This is a genomic window from Tumebacillus flagellatus, assembly GCF_000714935.1.
GTDB classification, from domain to species: domain Bacteria; phylum Bacillota; class Bacilli; order Tumebacillales; family Tumebacillaceae; genus Tumebacillus; species Tumebacillus flagellatus.
This window is the reverse complement of sequence record NZ_JMIR01000050.1, coordinates 1-19,522: the sequence shown is the minus strand read 5'-3', so window position 1 is coordinate 19,522 and position 19,522 is coordinate 1. Positions and strand designations below refer to the sequence as shown.

Here is a 19,522-nt window from a genome sequence, read left to right as displayed (position 1 = left end):
AGCTTTCCAGCGCCGATGGTACTCGGACCGCAGGGTCCCGGGAGAGTAGGACGTCGCGAGGCAAACGGAACAACCGCATAGCGCAAAGAAAAAGACCTGATCCAGTGCGGATCAGGTCTTTTTTTGCGTCTGTCCTCGGACTTGCATTTGAAACTCCTACAACGAATAGAGTTCATTGAACAACCTTGTAAGTGCGCATTGTGCAGCGAGGTTTATGTGAGGTTACCTGAGGGGGGACGGACAGCACATGGAAATTGACATCACGCAGTTATGGGCCGTGCTGAGGCGACGATGGCTCTTCATCTGGGGGTTGGCAGCCGTTGCGGTGCTGTGCGCAGGGTTGGTCAGCTACTACGTCTTGGAACCCAAGTATGAAGCGACGTCCACTCTGATCGTGAAAAAGCCGCCGGCTGTCGCGGGAATCGAATATAACGATCTCATGGCCAGCGGCCAGTTGCTGAACACGTTTGAGCAGATCATCAAAAGCCGGCGGGTGGTGAAAGGAGTCATCGATGATCTGGGTCTGACCACAACCCCGGAGGAGTTGTTGAAGCAGATCGATGTGAAAGTCGAGAACAATTCGCTCGTTGCCTCGATCACGGTCACCGACAGACAGGCGGACCAAGCGATGAAGATCGCCAACCGTTTTGCCGACCGAGCCCAACGTGAGTCCAATACGATCATGGGGACCAATTACCTGTTTGTGCTCGATTATGCGGAGTTGCAGAACAGCCCGCAACCGGTCAGCCCCAGACCGTTTTTTTTAATGGGGATGGCGTTTGTGGCAGCTCTGCTGGCAGGGGTCGGGTTGGCCGTGTTGTTTGAGAAGTTCGACAAGACGATGAAGACGGAAGCGCAATTGGTCGAGGATCTGGAAGTGCCGGTGCTCGGCACGATTCCGATGGTCAAAAAAGCAAGAAAGAAACAGAACGATCCCGATTCGACGTTAGGTGGTGTCGCTCATGAGAACTAGGCGCGGTCTCTGTTCGATTGTGAGTCTGGACGATCCCAAATCGCCGGCCGCCGAAGCGTACCGCACGCTGCGAACGAACCTGCTTTATACCCAAGGCCGGGACGAAGAACTCAAAACGATCTTGATCACCAGCACGAAACAAGGCGAAGGCAAATCCACGGTGATCAGCAATCTCGCGGTCACGATGATCCAAGCCGGGCAAAACGTGCTCCTGATCGACGCCGACCTGCGCAAACCTTTCATGCACCACGTCTTTCCGATCTCCAACGTTGCGGGGCTGTCTCATCTGCTCACAGGGGAGTGCCGACTTGACGATGCGTTGCAAGAGGTGGCGGACATCCCAGGCCTCCTCGTGCTCACGGCAGGCACGACACCGCCCAATCCGGCGGAACTGCTCGGCTCGAAAGCGATGCAAGACTTGGTGGCACAAGCGCGTGATCGGTTTGACATGATCTTGATCGATACGCCGCCTCTTCTGCCCGTAACGGATGCACAGGTTCTCGCCCCGTGCGTCGACGGTGCGCTGCTCGTCGTACACAGCGGCAAAGTCGCCAGCCCGTTGGTCAAAAAAAGCAAAGGCTTGTTGGCGCATGTCGGAATCCCCGTGCTGGGGGCCGTGCTCAACCAAATCACCGAGACCGATAACGAAGGGTACTTCGAATCGTAACAAGACGGAGATACCTGATGGGGAAAAGTGGGGTAAGGTACATGGAATCGACAAAAACGAACGTACTTACAGAGCTGATCGAAAAAATCGAAACAAAGACAGCGACAGTCGGGGTGATCGGACTGGGGTATGTCGGGTTGCCGCTCGCGGTGGAAAAAGCAAAAGTCGGCTACCGGGTCATCGGCATCGAACACAACCCGTTGCGCGCGCAACAGGTAAACCAAGGCCAAAGCTACATCGCGGATGTAAAAACAGAAGAGCTGCGCCCGCTGGTCGAGCAAGGTTTGCTCAAAGCGGTATGCGACTTCAACGACGTGGAAACGATGGACGCTCTGATTATCTGTGTTCCCACCCCGTTGACCAAAAACCGGACGCCCGACCTCCAGTATGTCGAGAGCGTCACCCATGCCATCGCGCGGCATCTGCGTCCGGGGCATTTGATCGCGCTTGAATCCACCACCTATCCGGGCACGACGGATGAAGTGATGTTGCCGATTTTGGAAGCGTCGGGTTTGCAGCGGGAAGTCGATTTTTTCCTCGCGCATTCTCCGGAGCGGGTCGATCCGGGGAACCAACGCTACACAACCAAAAACACCAACAAGATCGTCGGCGCCGTGGGGCCGCAGTCTTTGTACGCTGCCGAGACGTTTTACAAACAGACGGTGGAACATGTGGTCACCGTGTCCAGTGCCAAGACGGCGGAGCTGGTGAAGGTATTTGAAAATACATTCCGTGCGGTCAACATCGCCTTGGTCAACGAGTTGACTCTGCTCTGCGACCGCATGAACGTGAGCATCTGGGACGTGTTGGACGCCGCGAACACGAAGCCGTTTGGCATCATGCCGTTCTATCCCGGGCTGGGGGTCGGCGGGCATTGCATCCCGATCGACCCGCACTATCTGGAGTGGAAGGCGAAGGAGCTGAACTTCAACACGCACTTCATCGCACTCGCCGGCGAGGTCAACCGCCGGATGCCGGAATTCGTGTTGGAAAAAACGCAACGCGTGCTCAACGGGGCGGGCAAAGCGTTGTCGCAATCCACGATCCTCGTCCTGGGCGTTGCGTACAAAAAAGACCTCGGCGACTTCCGGGAATCTCCTGCCATCGAGGTCATTCGTCTTCTCAAACAAAACGGTGCGCACGTGCTCTACCACGATCCGCTGGTCCCCGCTTTTGAGGAGCACGGCGTGGAGATGAGTTCGCAGGCGCTGACCGGCGAGCTTGTGGAATCGTGCGATCTCGTGCTGATCACGACCGATCACAGCGAAGTCGAGTACCAGATGGTGCTCCACCATGCGCATCTCGTTTTGGACACCCGCAACGTGACACGCTCCCTCACAGAAGGACGAGAGAAGGTGACGTTGCTGTGAGCCGCACAGCCGAAGCCGAAGCCGCATCCGCCGTCAAAGTCGCCGTCCTCGGTGCCGGACAGTGGGGGCAGAACCTCGTCAAAACCTTCGCGCAACTGGGCGCCCTCGCCGCGGTTGTCGACCCAAGTCCCGAGATTCGGAAAAAAGTGCACGCCGACTTTCCGACCGTGCACGTGCTGGAGTCCTGCGAAGAGTTGTTGCAACTTCAGGCAAAGGAGCCAGAAGCACAGGACATTCGAGCCGTCGTGATCGCCACACCGGCCCCCACCCATTTTGCTCTTGCGCGGGAGTTCTTGCTGGCGGGCATGGACGTTTTTCTCGAAAAACCGATGACGCTCACCGTCGAGGACGCCGTGGAGGTGAACCGGATCGCCCGCGAGCAGGAGGCGGTCCTCATGGTCGGTCATCTCTTGCTGTACCAACCGGCGATCCAGTTTATCAAGTCGTTTCTGGAACGCGGTGAATTGGGCCCGTTGCAAAGCCTCCATCAAAAACGCTTGAAGCTCGGCCGAGTTCGCCAAAACGAAGACGTGCTGTGGAGCTTTGGCGCACACGATCTCGCGGTGCTGCATCATCTCGTCGGAAACAGCCCTCAAACGATCACAGCCAGCGGACAATGCGTTCTTCAACCCGAAGCGGCGATCGCCGATGATGTGCACGTGCATCTCGGCTTCGCAGGCGGCGTGCACGCACATCTGCACGTCTCGTGGCTGTGGCCTGTGCAAGAACGACGATTGATGGTGGCGGGCACACGCGGAATGTTGGAGTACGACGAACAAACGCAAACCGTGACGTGGCACCGCAAAGGCGTTCGCGAAGACCTCTCGACATGGGAAGAGGCGTCAGAAGTCGTCTTCCAAGGAGACACCGCTCCCTTGCGTTTGGAATGTCAGCATTTCTTGGACTGCGTGCAACACCGCCAAACACCGCTCTCGGACGGAGAGAGCGCCGAACAAGTGGTGCGCGTCTTGCAACAAGCGGCACAACGAATGAAGGAAGGCGTGGTTCGATGAAGTTTTTTCAGCATGAGACGGCGGTTGTCGATCCTGGTGCTTCCATCGGGGAAGGGACGAAGATTTGGCATTTCTCGCACGTCATGGGCGGGGCGCAGATCGGCAAAGGGTGCTCGCTTGGGCAAAACGTATTCGTGGCAAATCATGTGCGCATCGGCAACAACGCCCGCATTCAAAACAACGTGTCGCTCTACGAAGGCGTGATTCTGGAAGACGATGTGTTCTGCGGCCCGAGCATGGTGTTTACCAATGTGAAAACGCCGAGGGCGGCATTTCCCCGCAACACCAGCGAGGAGTATCTGGAAACGCGTGTCTTGCGCGGCGCGTCGATCGGGGCGAACGCCACGATTGTCTGCGGCGTTACTCTGGGTGAGCACGCCATGGTCGCGGCGGGGGCCGTGGTCACGAAACAGGTGCCTCCCCACGCGGTCGTCGCAGGAGTTCCCGCACAAGTGATTGGCTGGGCGTGTGTTTGCGGTGAGCTGTTGACCTTTGAAAAAGCGCACGCGGTCTGCCGCGCGTGCGAACGTGCCTATGAGCAACAAGGCGAGCAAACCGTTGTGCAAGTCACCAAGGAAGGGGACAAAAGGGATGCAACGCATACCGGTTTTGGATCTGCAACCGGAAATTGAGGAGCAATGGGAGGAACTGATGACCGCGATGCAGGGGGTGCTGCGGTCGGGCCACTTTATCATGGGGCCGAATGTCGGGCTTTTTGAACAGGAGGTCGCCGCCTATCTGGGGAGCCGGCACGCAGTGGCGTTGAATTCCGGCACGGATGCGCTGGTGATCGGGTTGCGGGCGGCGGGCATTGGAGCGGGGGATGAGGTGATCACGTCGCCGTTTACGTTTTTTGCGACGGGGGAGGCGATCGCTCAGGTCGGGGCCGTGCCGGTTTTTGCCGATGTGGACCCGGCGACGTTCAATCTTGACCCCGATCAGGCAGCCGATCGGATCACGCCGCGCACCAAGGCGATCTTGCCCGTGCATCTGTTCGGGCAAGCGGCCGAGATGGATTCGTTGCAAGCGTTGGCCGATCTGCACGGATTGCAGATTGTGGAGGATGCGGCACAAGCGTTCGGCGGGGAGTATCGCGGCAAAAAACTCGGGGCGTTCGGCGAGGTCGGTTGCTTTTCCTTCTTCCCTTCCAAAAACTTGGGGGCGTTTGGTGACGCGGGGATGCTCGTCACGAACTCCGACGAGATGGCGGAGACCGCGCGGATGTTGCGGACGCACGGGTCGAAGAAAAAATATTTCAACGAGCAGATCGGGTACAACTCCCGCTTGGATGAATTGCAAGCGGCGGTTTTGCGAGTCAAATTGCCGCACTTGGATCGGCGCAACTTCGAACGCGAGCAAGCCGCCCTGCGGTACGACTACTTGCTGGAGGATGTGCCCGGCCTGATCACTCCCTATCATGCGCCGGACCGCAAGCACGTGTACCACCAATACACCGTCCGCGTCCTGCATGAAAAAAGAGAACTCCTCCGCCAAAGTTTGGCGGATATCGGAATCCATACCATGGTCTACTACCCGGTTCCGCTGTCGACGATGCCCGCTCTGGGTAATGGTCCGTCGTGCCCGGTCGCGGAGCAGTTGGCGACAGAAGTGCTGTCCTTGCCGATCTGGCCGGGGATGGGGACCGACGTTCAAGTTCGGGTTGCGGATGCGGTGCGCAAGGTGCTGAGGGGGTGACTCCTCCATGCTGCTCGTGACGGTGCCGCCGGGATTTATGCCGGAGAAGTTTTACATCATCAAAACGATGATCGAGGAGTTTCTGGGTCTCCCCTGTACCGTGACGGAGGGGGAGGGCCACGAGTATCTGCTCTGGCTCGACAATGGCAGTATGCTTGCGTTCGAGGATCATTTTTTCGGACAGTGTGACGAGACGGCGGGCTATCTGACCAAGGAGATGCTTCCTCCGAAAGTCCGCCGCGTGAAGATGCCGTTTGCGCCGGAGTCGGATCTGCTGGTGTTGTACGGAACGGGGGACATCAAGTTCACAACCAAGCGCATGGAGTGCGGGGTTGATCTGTTCGCTTCGGCTTTCTTCATGCTCTCCCGTTGGGAAGAGGCGGTCGTACAGGATCGAGACGGACACGGACGGTTTCCGGCGGAGTCCAGTGTCGCGGTGCGGCACGGCTTTTTGCACCGTCCCGTCGTGTGCGAATATGCGGAGTTTCTCTGGAATCTGTTGCGTCAGCTGGGGTTGCAACAGGAACGCAAAGAGCGGAAGTTTCAGTACCATCTGACGCACGATGTGGACTTTCTCTACCTTTGGAAGAACAAAAAAGCGATGCTGCACAACTTGGCGGGCGATCTGATCAAACGCCGGGACCGAAAAAAAGCGTGGCAGACCCTCAAGCGGATCATCGGGGTGTTGCGGGGTCGGGAAAGAGACCCGTATGACACGTTTGCGTGGCTGATGGACCTCTCGGAAAAACAGCGCGTGCCCTCGCGCTTTTACTGGATGAGCGGCGGAGTCACGCAGCATGATCGTTTTTTTGAGATTGGGGAAGAACGGGCGGTGTCGTTGCTGGCGGAGATGGAGCGGCGCGGGCATGTGGTCGGGTTTCATCCAAGTTATGCGTCGTCCACGGATGCCCGGCAGTGGAACGAGGAAAAAGCGGCGCTGGAGCAGGTGGTGGGTCAACCCGTGCAAGAGGGCCGTCAGCATTATCTGCGCTTTTCCGTGCCGGAGACGTGGCGGATCTGGGAAGAGGCGGGGATGGTCTGTGACAGTACGCTCGGGTATGCCCGGTACCCGGGATTTCGGGCCGGGGTTTGCTGGGAGTATCCCGTATTCGACGTGTTGGCACGGAAGACGTTGAACGTGCGGGAGAGACCGTTGGTTGCGATGGAGATCACGTTTTTGGATGCGCAGTATCTGGGGGTATCGGAAGCGGAGGCGTACCGCGAGATTCGGAAATTGGCGCTGGTCTGCCGGAAGTACCAGGGCGAGTTCGTGCTGTTGTGGCACAACAGCACGTTGGTGACACAGGCTCAGCGGGACTTGTACGCTCAAGTGGTCGAGGACTTGGCGGAAATGGTGCGTGGAGAGGATTCTCAAAATTCCAAAACCCTGACGGTGCAGGAGTTGTTGCCATGAACGATGTGTTGCTGTTGAGCTTTTACTTCCCGCCTTTCACCGGCATTGAGGTCGTGCGGGCTGTGAAGTGGACGAAATACTTGCCGCAAGCGGGATGGCGTCCGATCGTGCTGACGACGGCTGCCGAGGGAGATCTCGAACCCCGGATGGCAAGCGACTTGCGCGGGGTGGAGGTGGTGCGGACGGCAGAGCCGTTTTTGCCAAAGCCGGGTGGATCGGGAGCGGCGGGAAAAAGGCGGCGGGTGCTGCCCGTTTGGATCAAGAGGTGGATGCAGAGCACCGTGTTTTTTCCTGATAAGTACCGGTCTTGGATTCGAGCGGGCCGGGCGACGGTGCCGCAGCTGCAAGCGTTGTATCCGGAAATTCGGGTCGTGGTGGCAACGGGGTATCCGTGGAGTTCGTTCCTGCTGGCGGAGCAGGTTGCGGCGGCGCTGAGGGTGCCGTTTGTCTGTGACTTGCGCGATGCGTGGACGCTCAATCCGTCGAAGGTTTGGAACACGACGCGCCACCGCCGGCAGGAGGAGCGCGTGCTGCAGGCGGCGTCCGCGGTGATTTTGGCGACGGAGAGCATGCGGTTGGAGTACGTGTCGCAGTATCCGTATCTGGCGCGGAAGTTTCACGTGATCCGCAACGGGTACGACCCGGAAGATCGTGAGGAAGCGGCGTTGTTGCGCCGGATGCTACGGGAGGGAGCCGGTGATTCGGAACCGCGAAAGTTGCGGGTGGTGTACACGGGTACTTTTAACGGCCATGACGTGCCGCCTGCTGACAATCAGCAGAGCCCGTATTATTTTCTCCTCGCGTTGCAACAGCTGAAGCAAAACGTCCCCGACTTGGCAACTCGTCTGGAAGTGATCTTGGCGGGACGGGTGCCGTTTGGCGAGTTGGTTCAGGAGATGGGGCTGTCGGATATCGTGCAGATGCCGGGGCATGTCGGGGTCGAGGACACGTTGGAGTTGCAAGCGGGGGCCGATCTGTTGCTGTTGTTTGTCGGAGCGGCCAACCGCCATGTGTTGACGGGCAAGGTGTTTGAGTACATGGCGACAGGCAACCCGATCTTGGCGATGATCCCGAGGGAGACCGAGTTGGAGAAACTGTTGCACCGGTACGGTCCCGCATGGGTGACCGGAACGAACGATGTCGTGCAGATTGCCGATCACTTGCAAGGATTGTTGGAGGAGAAGCAAGTTAGCGGGACGCCGGATTGGGCATTTGTCGACGGATTTTCCCGCGCTGTGCAGACGACCCGATTGGCGGCTCTGCTGGAAGAGGTGAGCACCGGGCATGAAACCGCGCGGGTTTAGCACGACGGCAGCCAAGCTTTTTTTCTGGTATGCGTCGTTGCATTACAGTTATGTGTGGCTCTTGAACTTCAACCCGCACCAAGTGGAGTATCCGGGCTTCGGAGGCGTGTATCTGTATCTGATCTTAAAAAACGCGGTCTGGTTGGGGGTGCTTGCCCTCCTGGCGGTGCGGTCTGATCCGGAGCGCAAAACGCTGGTGATCCGCGGCTTGGTGCCCCGAGGTCATCTGATGTTGCTGTTCGTCACAGGGATGCTGTTGTTGCTGATCTCGTTTTGGAAGCAACCCACCGAAGTCTTCATCGACATGATCGACTTGCTCGGCTTCAGTTTCGCGACGGTGTTGGCGGAATTCGTGTTGCGTGACGAAGCAGACTTGCCTTCGTATACGCGGCTGATCCGCTGGATTGCGTGGGTCGTGCTGGGAATCGGGTTGTATCAAAAAGCGATCGGGTTCGTCGGGCCGCACTTCGGCCGGATCATCTCGACGCTTGGCGGGCCGGAACTGTTGAGTTTGTTCAGCATTTTCTTGCTCGGCCAGTTCCTGTGGCAACTGCGCCATCCGACCAAGGGGATGGATGTCGTCTGGTCGCTCGCGGGGATCGTGTGGGTCGGGTTGATTCAGCTATATACCGTGACCGTCGCCGGGCAGGTGGCGATGGTGGTCTATCTGCTGGTCTGTGCGGCGGTGCTCGGAGGCCGGGCGCTCTGGTTGGCGGGCTTGGGGTTGACCGGGCTGATGATCGCGGCTTGGCAGTCGGAATTGTTTCAAGAGACGTTGTACAAATTGCAAAAGCTGAGCGGGGACACGGCAGATATCGGACGGTTGGCGGAGCACCGGATGTTCTGGGACTTTTTCGTCAAGAAATCAACGTGGATCGAGTGGCTGTTCGGAGCGGAGCACGGGCTGATGAAGTTTGAGAATCAGTTCTATTTCTTGGCTTATAACTACGGGGTGCCTGTGTTGGTGGCATTTCTGCTGTTGCTGTGGAACGCCCTGCTTGCCGGATGGAGAGCTTGGCGGGCCGTGTCGGTGCAGGGGGAGCGAAAGCATGCGGATCTGGCGTTTGTGAATCTGGCGTACTTCGTGATCGTGTTGCTCGTCTCCAACATTACGCCGTATCTGACATCGTTTCCGGTGAATGTGTTTGCGTGGTTTGGACTCGGCGCTGCGTTGCAGGTCAGGACGTGGAAACGGCCGGGTCGGGATCGGGGGGAATCTGCGTGCGGGTGGTGATCGTGAAGTTTGGCGCGATTGGCGATATGGTGTTTGCCACGCCGTTGGTGCGGGAAGTGTGTGCGTTTGCTTCGTATGTCGGCGTGATGACGCTGCCGTGGTCGCGGGAGGTGTTGGCGCATCATCCGGGCGTTGATCGGTTGCATTTGTTCGACCCGTGGCGGGTGCGCGGATGGCAACGGGTGCGCATGGCGCGGGAGATCGTGCGGGACTTGCGCAAGGAGCGCTATGATTTGGCGTTGATCCTCCATCGGTCGCCGCTGGCCCCGCTGCTGACGCTTGGCGCGGGAATCCGGCAGCGGGTCGGGTTTCGGCAAAAAGGGAGCCGGGTTTTGTTGACGGAGACGGTGGCGTTTGATCCGGAGCAACATGAGGTGTTGCGGAATTTGAGTGTGTTGGAGGCACTGGGGCGACCCCTTTCGGAGCGGCCGCGAACGGAGATGTTTTTGCCGGAGGACGTGCGGGTGCAGACCTTCTGGGAAGGGGAGGAGCAGCATCCGGTGATCGGGCTGTTCCCCGGCGGGGGGGTCAATCCCGGCATGACGTTTGCGTATAAGCGGTGGCCGGTGGAGAAGTTTGCAACGCTTGCGGCGGAGTTGCAAAACGCGGGGTATCGCGTTGCGATTTTCGGCGGGCGTGACGATGAGGATCTCTGTCAGGCGGTGCAGGACGCGCTGGGAGGAACCGGCTTGTGGGGAGTCGGGCGGACGCTCACGGAGTTCGCCGTGCTGGTGTCGCGTTGTCAGGTGTTCGTCGGCGGCGACACGGGGCCGTTGCATATCGCGGCGGCCGTGGGGACGCCGACCGTGGCTCTGTTTGGCCCGACCGACCCTCGGCTGGTGGCACCGCTTGGGGAGAAGCACCGTGTGGTAAAAGTTGACGTGCCCTGCAGTCCGTGCTACCTGCACGGCAAGCCGGAGGACTGCCGGTTTGAACACCGCTGCATGAGAAGTCTGGAGATCCGGCAGGTGTTGGCAGAGATCGAGAATCTCTCTTGAACGCGGGGTGAGGGTGATGGGCCGCAAAGAATGGATGAAATCGATGGAGCGCCTGATCGGTCGAACGGGAGTGAGGATCGCCGCGAGACGGTTCGTGTTTCGGGAACGGGAGCAGGTTCAGGTTCAGGTCCATAGAGTCTTGGTGATTCTCCTCGCCGCCATGGGAGATGCGGTGAACGCCCTCCCGATGCTTCGCCGGTTGAGGGAGTCTCTTCCCCATGCCCGCATTGAGATGTTGACCGGGCCGCGGGCATTGCCGATCTTGGAAAGCTCGCCCGACTTGGACGAAATCCTGACGGTCGACATCTACGGAGCGCCGCAAAAAGCGCTGTTGCGCATGCGTCAGTTAATAAAGGAAGTCAACGCACGGAACTATGACCTGGTGATCGACACCGAGCAATATTCGGCTCTGACGGGCTTGGTCACGTTGCTCAGCGGGGCGCCCAAGCGAGTTGGTTTTTCCACACCGGGCAAGCAAGTCGACGAAGCCTACACCGACCTCGTGCGCTATGAGGAGCGGCGGCACGAGTCGCATTGCTATCTGGATTTGCTGACCCCGCTGTTCGGGGCGGCTCCCGATCCCGAGCGACTGGTCGCCGTGACGGTGTCGAAACAAGAGCAGTTGCGGGCAGATGCGCTTTTGCAAGAATTGGGGTATGAGGGCGGGCTGTTGGTGGCGGTGCATCCGCTGTCAGGTTCGACGGCGACCGGTCGCAGATGGCCCCTTGCGCAGTTTGTGCACCTGTGCCGCCTGCTCGCCGACACGCACGGGGCCCATCTGCTCTTGGTCGGTTCGCCGGAGGAGCGGGAGACCCTGCAACAGATGCAACAGGAGATCGGCGAGCGGGCGATGGTGGCGGCGGGCTCCACGACGATTCGGGAACTGGCGGCGTTGTTGTCGCGTGTCGATGCTTTTGTCGGCAATGATTCCGGCCCGATGCATCTGGCCGCCGCGATGGGCGTGCGAACGGTGGGGCTGTACGGCCCCAACACGCCGGTCAAATGGGGACCGCTTGGGCAAGGGAACCGAGCGGTTTCCGCCGATTTGTCTTGTTCTCCTTGCATCAACGTCGCACGCGGACAGTTCAAAACGTGCTCGAATCCGATCTGTATGACATCGATTCAGCCTGCGCAAGTGGTGGCGGCACTCGATCTGGACAACATCAACCATTGGGGGGAATTGGTTTGATGAAAAGTAAAATCGCACGGGCGCTGCAAGAAAGTGCGCTGGCGAAACAGGCAACGGCGGATATCTTGGAAGACAGCATCTGGCGGGCGGCGGAGCAGATGGCCCAGTCGTTGCGAGAGGGTGGGAAGTTGCTTTTTTGCGGGAACGGGGGAAGTGCGGCGGATGCGCAACATTTGGCGGCGGAGTTCGTGGTGCGGTTTACGTATGACCGGCGTCCGTTGGCCGCGATGTCGTTGACGACGGATACTTCGATTTTGACGGCGGCGGGCAATGACTATTCGTTTGCCCAGATTTTTTCGCGGCAAGTGCGGGCCTTGGGGGGGCCGGGAGATGTGTTGGTCGCAATCTCGACGAGCGGCAATTCGGACAATGTCGTGGAGGCCGCCCATGCGGCGAAGGAACTGGGCATGACGGTCATTTCGCTGACGGGCGTGCCGGGCGGAAGGTTGGCGGAAGTCAGCGACGTGCTGTTGAACGTCCCGAGTTCCGTGACGGCACGGATTCAAGAGATTCACATCACCATCGGCCACATCTGGTGCGACTTGGTGCAGGAGATGCTGGGTCTGGAGGAGGACGCTCGCGATGGTCGCGGTTGATTCGTTTTTTTCCACGCTGTCCCGTTGGCGGGTGTTGGTGATCGGGGATCTCATGCTGGACCGCTACCTGTGGGGGAGGGCGACACGCCTGTCTCCCGAAGCGCCGGTGCCGGTCGTGGAAGTCTTGCGCGAGTCGTATGTGGCGGGGGGCGCAGGTGCGGTTGATCGGCGTGATTGGAGAAGACACGGCGGGAGAGGACTTGCGCAGGTCAATCCGGCGGTTTGACGTGAGCCCCGATCTGTTGGTTTCGATCGCAGACCGCCCGACCACGCAAAAAACACGGGTCATGGCGTCCAATCAGCAGATGCTGAGAATCGACCATGAGGAATGGTCGGCGGTGCCGGAATGGACAGAAGAGCAAGTGTTGGAGCGGGTCGCCCGCGAGTTGCCGGATACGGATGCCGTCATCCTGTCCGATTATCGAAAAGGGATGCTGTCCGGCACGCTCCCGACCCGCATCCTCCAACTGGCGCGGCAGGCGAATCTCCCGGTGATCACCGACTCGAAAGCCCGTCGGTACGCACCGTTTCAAGGCAGCCTCATCACGCCGAACCGCATGGAAGCAGAATTGGCAACCGGGCTCTCGATTCACGACGCGGCGTCTCTGGCGAAGGCAGGAGCGCTGTTGCGAGACCAAACGGGCAGGGAAATGCCGGTTTTGATTACGCTTGGCAGTGAGGGAATCGCGCTGTTTGACGGGCAGGAGGACGGGAAACCGGAGATCATTCCGGCGATCTCGACCAGCGTGTACGATGTGACCGGAGCCGGAGACACCGTGGTCAGCACGCTGGCGTTGGCGCTGGCGTCGGGGTGGCCGGTTCGGGAGAGCGTCATTCTCGCCAACTATGCCGCCGCCGTAGTCGTGCGGGAGGCGGGAACTGCCGTCTGCACGCCGGAGAAGTTGCAGGCGATGATCGAAGAGTCCCGTGAAGTCTGGGACATCTTCGTCACGGCCCGCCAAGGGAGGGTCTGAAGCGATGGCAGGCTTGGAACTTGCCCCAAAAATCATGTCCTTTGCAGACGCGGCCTCGTACGTACAAGAAGCAAAGCGTTCCGGCAGCAAAGTCGTGCTTACCAACGGATGCTTCGATCTCCTGCACCGCGGGCACGTCGAATACTTGGAATTCGCCCGCCAACAAGGGGATGTTCTGCTCGTCGCCGTGAACAGCGATGAATCCGTGCGTCAACTCAAAGGCGGCAATCGTCCGGTCAACTGCGCGGAAGACCGCATGTGGGTGCTCGCCGCGCTGAGCTCTGTCTCCTGCGTCGTGCCGTTTGAAACGCTCACTCCGGAGCCGCTGGTCGCTCTCTTGCAACCGGATGTGTATGTAAAAGGCGGCGACTATGAGTTGGAACAACTGCCGGAGAGCAAAATCGTCGCCTCCTATGGAGGTCAAGTTGTGCTGGCCCGGTTCGTGCCGGGCTATTCCACGACGAAGATCTTGCAACGCGCGCAACAGAACGAGGTGGTGTCCTGATCCGGCGGGCGGTGTTTCTGGATCGCGACGGAACGGTGATTCCCGACCTGCACTATCTCAAAGACCCATGCCGCGTCGAGCTGTTGCCCGGAGCGGCGGAAGGCTTGCAGGTGATGCAGGACCTTGGGTTTGAGCTGTTTTTGGTCACCAACCAGTCCGGCGTGGCACGGGGGTACCTGACTGCGGAGGACGTGCAGGCGGTCAACGATGCCGTGGGGCAGCGCTTGGCGGAGCAGGGTATTTTTTTGCGGGATGTTCGGGTTTGTCCGCATTGGGAGGAAGGATGTGCGTGCCGGAAGCCGGAGCCGGGGATGCTGTTGGACTTGGCGGCGGCGCACGGGTTGGAGTTGTCCCAATCGGTGATGGTCGGGGACAAGTGGAGCGACGTGGAAGCGGGCAAGGCGGCCGGCGCGGCCGTGTCTGTTCGATTGGCTCCCGACGACGTGGAAGGCGGGCAGGAAAACGGAGTTCTCGTGCTGCCTGATTTGCTGGCGGTCGCGCTGTGGTTGCAAGAGCGCTTTCCTTCCCTCGTGCTTTGAAAAAAATCGCCCTTGCCCCATGCGTTGATGCCAAGGGGGCAGGGGCGATTATCAGTTGAAGTCTTCGGCGACAAGTTGTGCGATCGCGTCCATGTCGGGGTTCCAGTAGTACAGCTCTTGTTGGAGCAGCGGGTCTTGGGCGGTGAAGTTGTGACCGGGGAGAGAGCGGTGGGTGAACGAATTGTCGATCATGTCTTTGAACATCCACGCCAGCGAGAGCAGATCGCTGTCTTGGATGTTGGTGTCCAGCAGGTTTTGGTTTTGGTGCAGGGAGAGGAGCCGTTCGGGCAAATAGTTGAGCTGATCGGGTTGGAGGAGTTTTTGCACGAGAGCTTTCAAGAGAACGGCTTGGTGCTCTTGCCGCCCGAAGTCGCCGTTGGGAAGCGAGTAGCGTTCGCGCACAAACCGCAACGCCAGATCGCCGTCGAAGTGTTGAGTACCTGCGGGAATCGTCCGGCGCTGATCGGTCAGAATGAGCGGGTCCTCCAAATGTACGTCCAGACCGCCGACTTGGTCGATCAGGTTTTGAAAACCGGTGAAGTTCGTTTTGACGTAGTAGTGGATCGGGACTTGAAACAGGTTGCTGACCGCTTGCAGGGCCATCCGGGTGCCTTCCGCTTCTCCGCCGTTGAGTTCGCCGACCACATGCGCATGGTTGATTTTCGTCCAGCCGACACCGGGCAAGTTGACCCGGGTGTCGCGGGGGATCGAGACGATATGCACCGTTCGCTTCGCCGGATCGACATGAGCGAGCATGATCACGTCGGTACGGGAGATCGTCGCTTCGGCGGAATCGAGGCCGAGGAGCAAGACGTTGAAAGCGGAGGGGGTCACGGTATTGGTGTCGGAGGGTTGCGGGAGGGAGGCCGTTTGCGGCGGCTTGGCGGCGGGCGTCTGCGGGGCAGGTGTCTGGACGGCGGGCCGTGCCAGCACGGGAACGTCTCCTGCTTGAAAGTGACGTCCGGGATCGAGTGCCCGATACGTCCAAACGATGGCGATCAGCGCTGCGACGACGAGGAGACCGAGTGTCCACAGAAGGCGTTTTCGTTTTTTTAGGTTCGAATGAAGCCGGGTTTGTTTCATGTGCCCACTCCTTTTTACATACTTACTCGCAAGAAACCTATTCTGGGCATGAACGAAAGATGTTCGAATAAGGTGTTAGAAGTCGAAAGAGAGAGGCAGGACTTCATCTCGGGATAAGGGTGATTACACATGAGGGGTCTGGGGTGGATTGGAGTCGACGGGGTCGTACTGTTTGTACTCGTCAAAGATGTGCTGGACATGGACGTTGCGTTGGCGTTTCTGATCGGGGTTTGGTGGATGTTGGCGTATCTGTTGAACCTGTATCAGTCCTTGGGGCAAAAAACGATCTTTGAGCTGACGGTCGGTGTGGGGACAACGGCTGTGTTGCACGGGGTATTGTGGTGTTTGTTCGCAAGTTTGGACGGAATTTCGGCTGGCACGGTCGGTTTGCTATTGGTCGGGCACGCGCTGCTGCAACTGGCTTTGAAAATAGGCAGCTGGCTGCTCGTGCGATGGTGGCAAGATGCCGAGCGGGCCGTCGTGATCGCGGGGGACGCGGCAGAAGGGCAAGCGATGTATGAGCAAATTCGATCCGACCTGCGCCGCAAAATCGCCGACGTACAGGTGTTGGTGGTGCCGCAAGACAGTGCCGCTTTTCTCAGAGAACCGTATCAGATTCTCTACGTCGGGAAAAAAGTTCCGTGGCCGCTTCAACAAGAGTTTGCCGAACGGGCGATCTTGGCGGGCAAAGAAGTGCAACGGGTCCCGCATCCGCACGACCTGGCCGCAACGGGTTGGCGGGTAAGTCGGATGGGCGAGTGGATGACGGTCCAGAGCGTGCCGCCTTCCGCGCAGGCGTTGCGGAACTTTTGGAAGCGCGGGTTTGATTTGGCGGGGGCGGCGCTGATGTTGCTGGTGTTCTCGCCGATGATGCTTGCGTGCCTGATCTTGATCCCGCTTACGTCAAGCGGGCCGGCGATCTACGCCCAGCAGCGCGTCGGCTTGCTGGGCCGCGAGTACCCGATCTACAAGTTTCGCACAATGGTTTTCGATGCGGAAAAAAGCACGGGGCCCGTGCTGGCTCAAACCCGCGACCCGCGCATCACGCCGATCGGCCGAATCCTGCGTTCGACGCGCTTGGATGAACTGCCGCAATTGATCAACATCCTCAAAGGCGAGATGAGCTTGATCGGCCCGCGCCCGGAACGTCCGGAGTTTGTGAAACAGTACGAGGTGACGATCCCCGGCTATCCGTTGCGCCATTTGGTGCGGCCGGGGTTGAGCGGCTATGCGCAGTTGATGGGCGGCTATGCGACCGACACGGAAGAGAAATTGCGCTGCGACTTGTGGTATGTCAATCACTATTCGCTGTGGCTGGATCTGAAAATCTTGTTGCAGACCGTGTATGTCGTCTCCCGTCCGGCACGAGCAGAAGGGGTCAAAGAGGCGCACGGTCCCAAATCGGCGATGGGAGTCAAGGATTTGTGAAGGAGGACAGCCGATGAGAACCGCGATGATGCAATGGATGAACAACAAGTTGCCGAAAAGCCGTTTCGCCCGCAATGTCGGGATGCTCGCCAGCGGAACCGTCCTCTCGCAAGGGTTGCTCGTTCTGATCGCTCCTTTGTTGACGCGTTTGTACACGCCGGAGGAGTTTGGACTGCTGGCGGTGTATACGTCGATTTTGTCTCTCGTGCTGGTGGTGGCGTCGTGGTTGTATGAATTGGCGATTCCCTTGCCGGACGATGAGCAGGATGCGGCCGATCTGCTGGGATTGTGTCTCTTGCTCGTCTTGGTCATGACCGCTTTCACGGCAGTCGGGCTGGGGGGGTCGGACAACGGCTTGTGAGGTTGGAAAAAGCGCCGAATCTCGCTCCGTATCTATGGTTGTTGCCGCTGTCATTGCTTGGAGCCGGGGTGTATCAAGTGCTGAATCAATGGGCGATCCGAAGAGAGGCATTTTTTCTCATTTCAAGAACGCGGGTGACGCAGAGTGTGGGGGCGGCGATTGTGCAGGTCGGCCTCGGCGGGATGACGGGGCCGATGGGTCTGTTGGTGGGCGATGCTGCCAGCCGGATGCTTGGAAGCGGGACGTTGATGAAGCGTGCTTGGCGAGAGAGCGGGGATTCGATCAAACGAGCTTCTTGGAAGGGCATGTGGAAGCAGGCGTTACGGTATCGGCGGTTTCCGTTGCTTTCGACATGGCCGACTCTGTTGAACGGGGTGTTGCTGCAGATTCCTTTTTTGCTGTTGACGGCATCGTTTGGAGCGCACGTTGTCGGGTTGTATTCGTTGGCTCAGCGCGTGTTGGGAATGCCGGTCGGGCTGATCGGCGGGGCTGTTTCGCAGGTTTATATGGCGGAGGCCGCCCGGTTGGCGCAACAGGAACCGGAGAAGGTGCCGCCTCTTTTTTGGAAGACCGTGAAGCATTTGGCGTTGATCGGGTTGCCGATTTTGGTGCTGATGGCCGTGATCGCACCGTGGGGATTCGGCTTCGTGTTCGGTTCGGACTGGGGGGAGTCGGGCGAATATGTTCGGATGATGAGCTTGATGTTCTACTTGCAGTTTCTCTCGATTCCGATTGGGAACAATTTGGTCGTGTTTGAACGGCAAGACTTGCATCTGCTGCGTGAAGTGGTACGGATCGTGATGACGGCGGCTGTTGTGGGGATCGCTGTTTTTGAAGAATTACGCCCTCTGACGACGGTTGCGCTGCTGTCCGCTTCCGGGATGGCCGGGTATCTGTTGCATGCGTTTTTGTCATGGTGGGCGATGAAGCGAGGGATTGCGGCGATGATCGCAGGGGACGTACAGGCGGAGCGGGACGTCATTCAAGAACCGTTGTTCTTGCCGGGGTGGTTGGAGTTCAACCGGATCAAATGGAACGTTTCGCCGCTGCATGTGCATTTTGAAACGAAACAGGACGAACTGCCAAGGCTGGATGCGGTGCTGTATCTCAATCGTGAGGGCAGGATCGTGCGGCCTCCGCTCAACCCGTACTTGGCGTTGCATTTTCAGTCCACGAACACGTCCCATGCGTTTCGGATTACGAGTCAGTGGAACAAAGTCGTCCCGGCTTTTGTTGAGAAGATGCGGACGTTGGGGCTGGGGACACCGCTTTTTATGACACCGGATGTGGAAGATGTGCGGCCGTGGCAATGGGCGGGGTTTCAAACGAGCGTACGGTATACGTATCATCTGGACCTGCCGTACGATTTGCAAAAAGCGGACACAGGCGTCCGCAACCGGATCAAAAAGGCGGCGAGACTCGGCTATTTCTGCAAGAGGACCACGTCGACCGCCGAAGTCTGGGAATGCTTGAAGGCGACGGAGGAACGGCAAGGGTTTGAACATCAACTGACGGTGGATGATCTTGAGATGGCGCGGCGGTGTATGGGGGATGACCATCTGTTGGGGTACGTGTGCTGCTCGCCGGAAGGGGTTCCTGTTTCGTCCGCTTATGTGCTTCATGCGCCGGGAGGTGTGGCGATTGGCTGGTTGGCGGGGGCGAAGAAGGAGCATTTGAACGCGGGAGCCGTGCAGTTGTTGGATCTGTTTATTTTTGAGGACTTGGAGAGGTGCGGGGCCGCGGGGGTCGATCTCGTAGGCGCGAATATTCCAAGTGTGGCGCAGGCGAAATCTTATTGGGGAGGGAAGTTGGTTCCGTACTTTGTGATTGAACAGCCGGGCGGGCGGGCGTTCTTGCAAGGGGTTCGCAATTGGCTGCGGTGGATGAACGGGAAGTCGAGGTAAAGGAAAGAATGGGAGAAAAGACTCGTTTGCAGACGTGCGAACGGGTCTTTTTGTTTGAGTTTGTTTGAGGAGAGAGATGGTGTAAAGGATTGGGACATGATAAGATAGTCCCTGTCGCCGCAAGAGACGCGGTGAGCAAAAAAGTAGAGATTGGCAGTTGACTTCTGGTCGAGTGTCATGTTATATTAGCAAACGTCGCCGCTGAGCGACAATGATTGATCCTTGAAAACTAAACGAGTGATAGATGAAGATCGATTCGAGCCAGAAGCTCTTCG

The 19,522-nt window shown here is 58.8% G+C and carries 20 protein-coding genes; 19 read left to right on the top strand and 1 reads right to left on the bottom strand.

Going from position 1 to position 19,522, the window contains the following annotated elements; all coding sequences use genetic code 11:
* Positions 1-247: 247 nt before the first annotated feature.
* From EL26_RS21945 to EL26_RS21875, 16 genes are read left to right on the top strand one after another with little or no spacing between them, the layout of a single operon-like run.
* Positions 248-973 carry a YveK family protein gene (locus tag EL26_RS21945; RefSeq protein WP_038094374.1) on the top strand — a complete coding sequence of 242 codons (726 nt, stop codon included), beginning with the start codon at positions 248-250 and terminating at the stop codon, positions 971-973.
* A complete protein-coding gene (locus EL26_RS21940; RefSeq protein WP_038094372.1) occupies positions 963-1,640 on the top strand; it encodes a CpsD/CapB family tyrosine-protein kinase in 678 nt (225 codons plus the stop codon). Before EL26_RS21945 ends, EL26_RS21940 begins: the two co-directional genes overlap by 11 nt.
* A 41-nt stretch (positions 1,641-1,681) precedes the next feature.
* Positions 1,682-3,010, top strand: coding sequence for a nucleotide sugar dehydrogenase (locus tag EL26_RS21935; protein WP_038094370.1), 1,329 nt, complete (start codon positions 1,682-1,684; stop codon positions 3,008-3,010).
* On the top strand, positions 3,007-4,023 hold the full coding sequence (locus EL26_RS21930) for a Gfo/Idh/MocA family protein (RefSeq protein ID WP_038094369.1): 1,017 nt from the start codon (positions 3,007-3,009) through the stop codon (positions 4,021-4,023). Before EL26_RS21935 ends, EL26_RS21930 begins: the two co-directional genes overlap by 4 nt.
* Positions 4,020-4,655: an acyltransferase gene (locus tag EL26_RS21925; RefSeq protein WP_052036696.1), complete on the top strand. Its 636-nt coding sequence runs from the start codon at positions 4,020-4,022 to the stop codon at positions 4,653-4,655. The genes EL26_RS21930 and EL26_RS21925 overlap by 4 nt, the downstream gene beginning before the upstream one ends.
* Positions 4,615-5,718, top strand: coding sequence for a DegT/DnrJ/EryC1/StrS family aminotransferase (locus tag EL26_RS21920; RefSeq protein WP_038094367.1), 1,104 nt, complete (start codon positions 4,615-4,617; stop codon positions 5,716-5,718). Before EL26_RS21925 ends, EL26_RS21920 begins: the two co-directional genes overlap by 41 nt.
* 7 nt (positions 5,719-5,725) lie before the next feature.
* A complete protein-coding gene (locus EL26_RS21915; RefSeq protein WP_052036695.1) occupies positions 5,726-7,132 on the top strand; it encodes a polysaccharide deacetylase family protein in 1,407 nt (468 codons plus the stop codon).
* Positions 7,129-8,436, top strand: a complete 1,308-nt coding sequence (locus EL26_RS21910; protein ID WP_038094365.1) for a glycosyltransferase — start codon at positions 7,129-7,131, stop codon at positions 8,434-8,436. The genes EL26_RS21915 and EL26_RS21910 overlap by 4 nt, the downstream gene beginning before the upstream one ends.
* On the top strand, positions 8,417-9,670 hold the full coding sequence (locus EL26_RS25655; protein WP_038094363.1) for a hypothetical protein: 1,254 nt from the start codon (positions 8,417-8,419) through the stop codon (positions 9,668-9,670). The genes EL26_RS21910 and EL26_RS25655 overlap by 20 nt, the downstream gene beginning before the upstream one ends.
* Positions 9,658-10,668, top strand: a complete 1,011-nt coding sequence (gene waaF, locus EL26_RS24215; protein ID WP_052036694.1) for a lipopolysaccharide heptosyltransferase II — start codon at positions 9,658-9,660, stop codon at positions 10,666-10,668. Before EL26_RS25655 ends, waaF begins: the two co-directional genes overlap by 13 nt.
* Positions 10,669-10,684: 16 nt before the next feature.
* A complete protein-coding gene (locus EL26_RS21895; protein ID WP_038094360.1) occupies positions 10,685-11,857 on the top strand; it encodes a glycosyltransferase family 9 protein in 1,173 nt (390 codons plus the stop codon).
* On the top strand, positions 11,857-12,453 hold the full coding sequence (locus tag EL26_RS21890) for a D-sedoheptulose-7-phosphate isomerase (RefSeq protein WP_038094358.1): 597 nt from the start codon (positions 11,857-11,859) through the stop codon (positions 12,451-12,453). Before EL26_RS21895 ends, EL26_RS21890 begins: the two co-directional genes overlap by 1 nt.
* Positions 12,440-12,679: a hypothetical protein gene (locus EL26_RS25125; RefSeq protein WP_052036693.1), complete on the top strand. Its 240-nt coding sequence runs from the start codon at positions 12,440-12,442 to the stop codon at positions 12,677-12,679. Before EL26_RS21890 ends, EL26_RS25125 begins: the two co-directional genes overlap by 14 nt.
* The gene (locus EL26_RS21885) at positions 12,624-13,427 is read left to right on the top strand and encodes a bifunctional heptose 7-phosphate kinase/heptose 1-phosphate adenyltransferase (protein WP_238546169.1); all 804 of its coding nucleotides are present in this window, start codon (positions 12,624-12,626) and stop codon (positions 13,425-13,427) included. The genes EL26_RS25125 and EL26_RS21885 overlap by 56 nt, the downstream gene beginning before the upstream one ends.
* A 4-nt stretch (positions 13,428-13,431) precedes the next feature.
* Entirely contained in the window at positions 13,432-13,932 is a 501-nt protein-coding gene (gene rfaE2 / locus EL26_RS21880; RefSeq protein WP_052036691.1) for a D-glycero-beta-D-manno-heptose 1-phosphate adenylyltransferase, read from the top strand.
* An 11-nt stretch (positions 13,933-13,943) separates the two neighbouring features.
* Entirely contained in the window at positions 13,944-14,471 is a 528-nt protein-coding gene (locus EL26_RS21875) for a D-glycero-alpha-D-manno-heptose-1,7-bisphosphate 7-phosphatase (protein ID WP_052036690.1), read from the top strand.
* Between the two features lie 51 nt (positions 14,472-14,522).
* Here EL26_RS21875 and EL26_RS21870 read toward each other — a convergent pair whose 3' ends face one another.
* The gene (locus tag EL26_RS21870) at positions 14,523-15,554 is read right to left on the bottom strand and encodes an LCP family protein (protein WP_238546168.1); all 1,032 of its coding nucleotides are present in this window, start codon (positions 15,552-15,554) and stop codon (positions 14,523-14,525) included.
* A 129-nt stretch (positions 15,555-15,683) separates the two neighbouring features.
* Here EL26_RS21870 and EL26_RS21865 point away from each other — a divergent pair, with 129 nt between their 5' ends.
* The 3 genes from EL26_RS21865 to EL26_RS21855 are packed head-to-tail and all read left to right on the top strand — an operon-like array spanning position 15,684 to position 19,247.
* A complete protein-coding gene (locus EL26_RS21865; RefSeq protein ID WP_052036689.1) occupies positions 15,684-16,982 on the top strand; it encodes a sugar transferase in 1,299 nt (432 codons plus the stop codon).
* A 13-nt stretch (positions 16,983-16,995) separates the two neighbouring features.
* Positions 16,996-17,343 (top strand): oligosaccharide flippase family protein, encoded by a 348-nt coding sequence (locus EL26_RS21860; protein ID WP_038094353.1) that lies wholly within the window; start codon positions 16,996-16,998, stop codon positions 17,341-17,343.
* Positions 17,340-19,247 (top strand): oligosaccharide flippase family protein, encoded by a 1,908-nt coding sequence (locus EL26_RS21855; protein WP_161780778.1) that lies wholly within the window; start codon positions 17,340-17,342, stop codon positions 19,245-19,247. The genes EL26_RS21860 and EL26_RS21855 overlap by 4 nt, the downstream gene beginning before the upstream one ends.
* Positions 19,248-19,522 lie beyond the last annotated feature (275 nt).

Bases quoted from the DNA above. Each gene is read 5' to 3' on its own strand.
- EL26_RS21945 (WP_038094374.1), top strand. From the start codon at position 248: ATGGAAATTGACATCACGCAGTTATGGGCCGTGCTGAGGCGACGATGG.
- EL26_RS21940 (WP_038094372.1), top strand. From the start codon at position 963: ATGAGAACTAGGCGCGGTCTCTGTTCGATTGTGAGTCTGGACGATCCC.
- EL26_RS21935 (WP_038094370.1), top strand. From the start codon at position 1,682: ATGGAATCGACAAAAACGAACGTACTTACAGAGCTGATCGAAAAAATC.
- EL26_RS21925 (WP_052036696.1), top strand. From the start codon at position 4,020: ATGAAGTTTTTTCAGCATGAGACGGCGGTTGTCGATCCTGGTGCTTCC.
- EL26_RS21920 (WP_038094367.1), top strand. From the start codon at position 4,615: ATGCAACGCATACCGGTTTTGGATCTGCAACCGGAAATTGAGGAGCAA.
- EL26_RS21915 (WP_052036695.1), top strand. From the start codon at position 5,726: ATGCTGCTCGTGACGGTGCCGCCGGGATTTATGCCGGAGAAGTTTTAC.
- EL26_RS21910 (WP_038094365.1), top strand. From the start codon at position 7,129: ATGAACGATGTGTTGCTGTTGAGCTTTTACTTCCCGCCTTTCACCGGC.
- EL26_RS25655 (WP_038094363.1), top strand. From the start codon at position 8,417: ATGAAACCGCGCGGGTTTAGCACGACGGCAGCCAAGCTTTTTTTCTGG.
- EL26_RS21895 (WP_038094360.1), top strand. From the start codon at position 10,685: ATGGGCCGCAAAGAATGGATGAAATCGATGGAGCGCCTGATCGGTCGA.
- EL26_RS21890 (WP_038094358.1), top strand. From the start codon at position 11,857: ATGAAAAGTAAAATCGCACGGGCGCTGCAAGAAAGTGCGCTGGCGAAA.
- EL26_RS25125 (WP_052036693.1), top strand. From the start codon at position 12,440: ATGGTCGCGGTTGATTCGTTTTTTTCCACGCTGTCCCGTTGGCGGGTG.
- rfaE2 (WP_052036691.1), top strand. From the start codon at position 13,432: ATGGCAGGCTTGGAACTTGCCCCAAAAATCATGTCCTTTGCAGACGCG.
- EL26_RS21870 (WP_238546168.1), bottom strand. From the start codon at position 15,554: ATGAAACAAACCCGGCTTCATTCGAACCTAAAAAAACGAAAACGCCTT.
- EL26_RS21865 (WP_052036689.1), top strand. From the start codon at position 15,684: ATGAGGGGTCTGGGGTGGATTGGAGTCGACGGGGTCGTACTGTTTGTA.
- EL26_RS21860 (WP_038094353.1), top strand. From the start codon at position 16,996: ATGAGAACCGCGATGATGCAATGGATGAACAACAAGTTGCCGAAAAGC.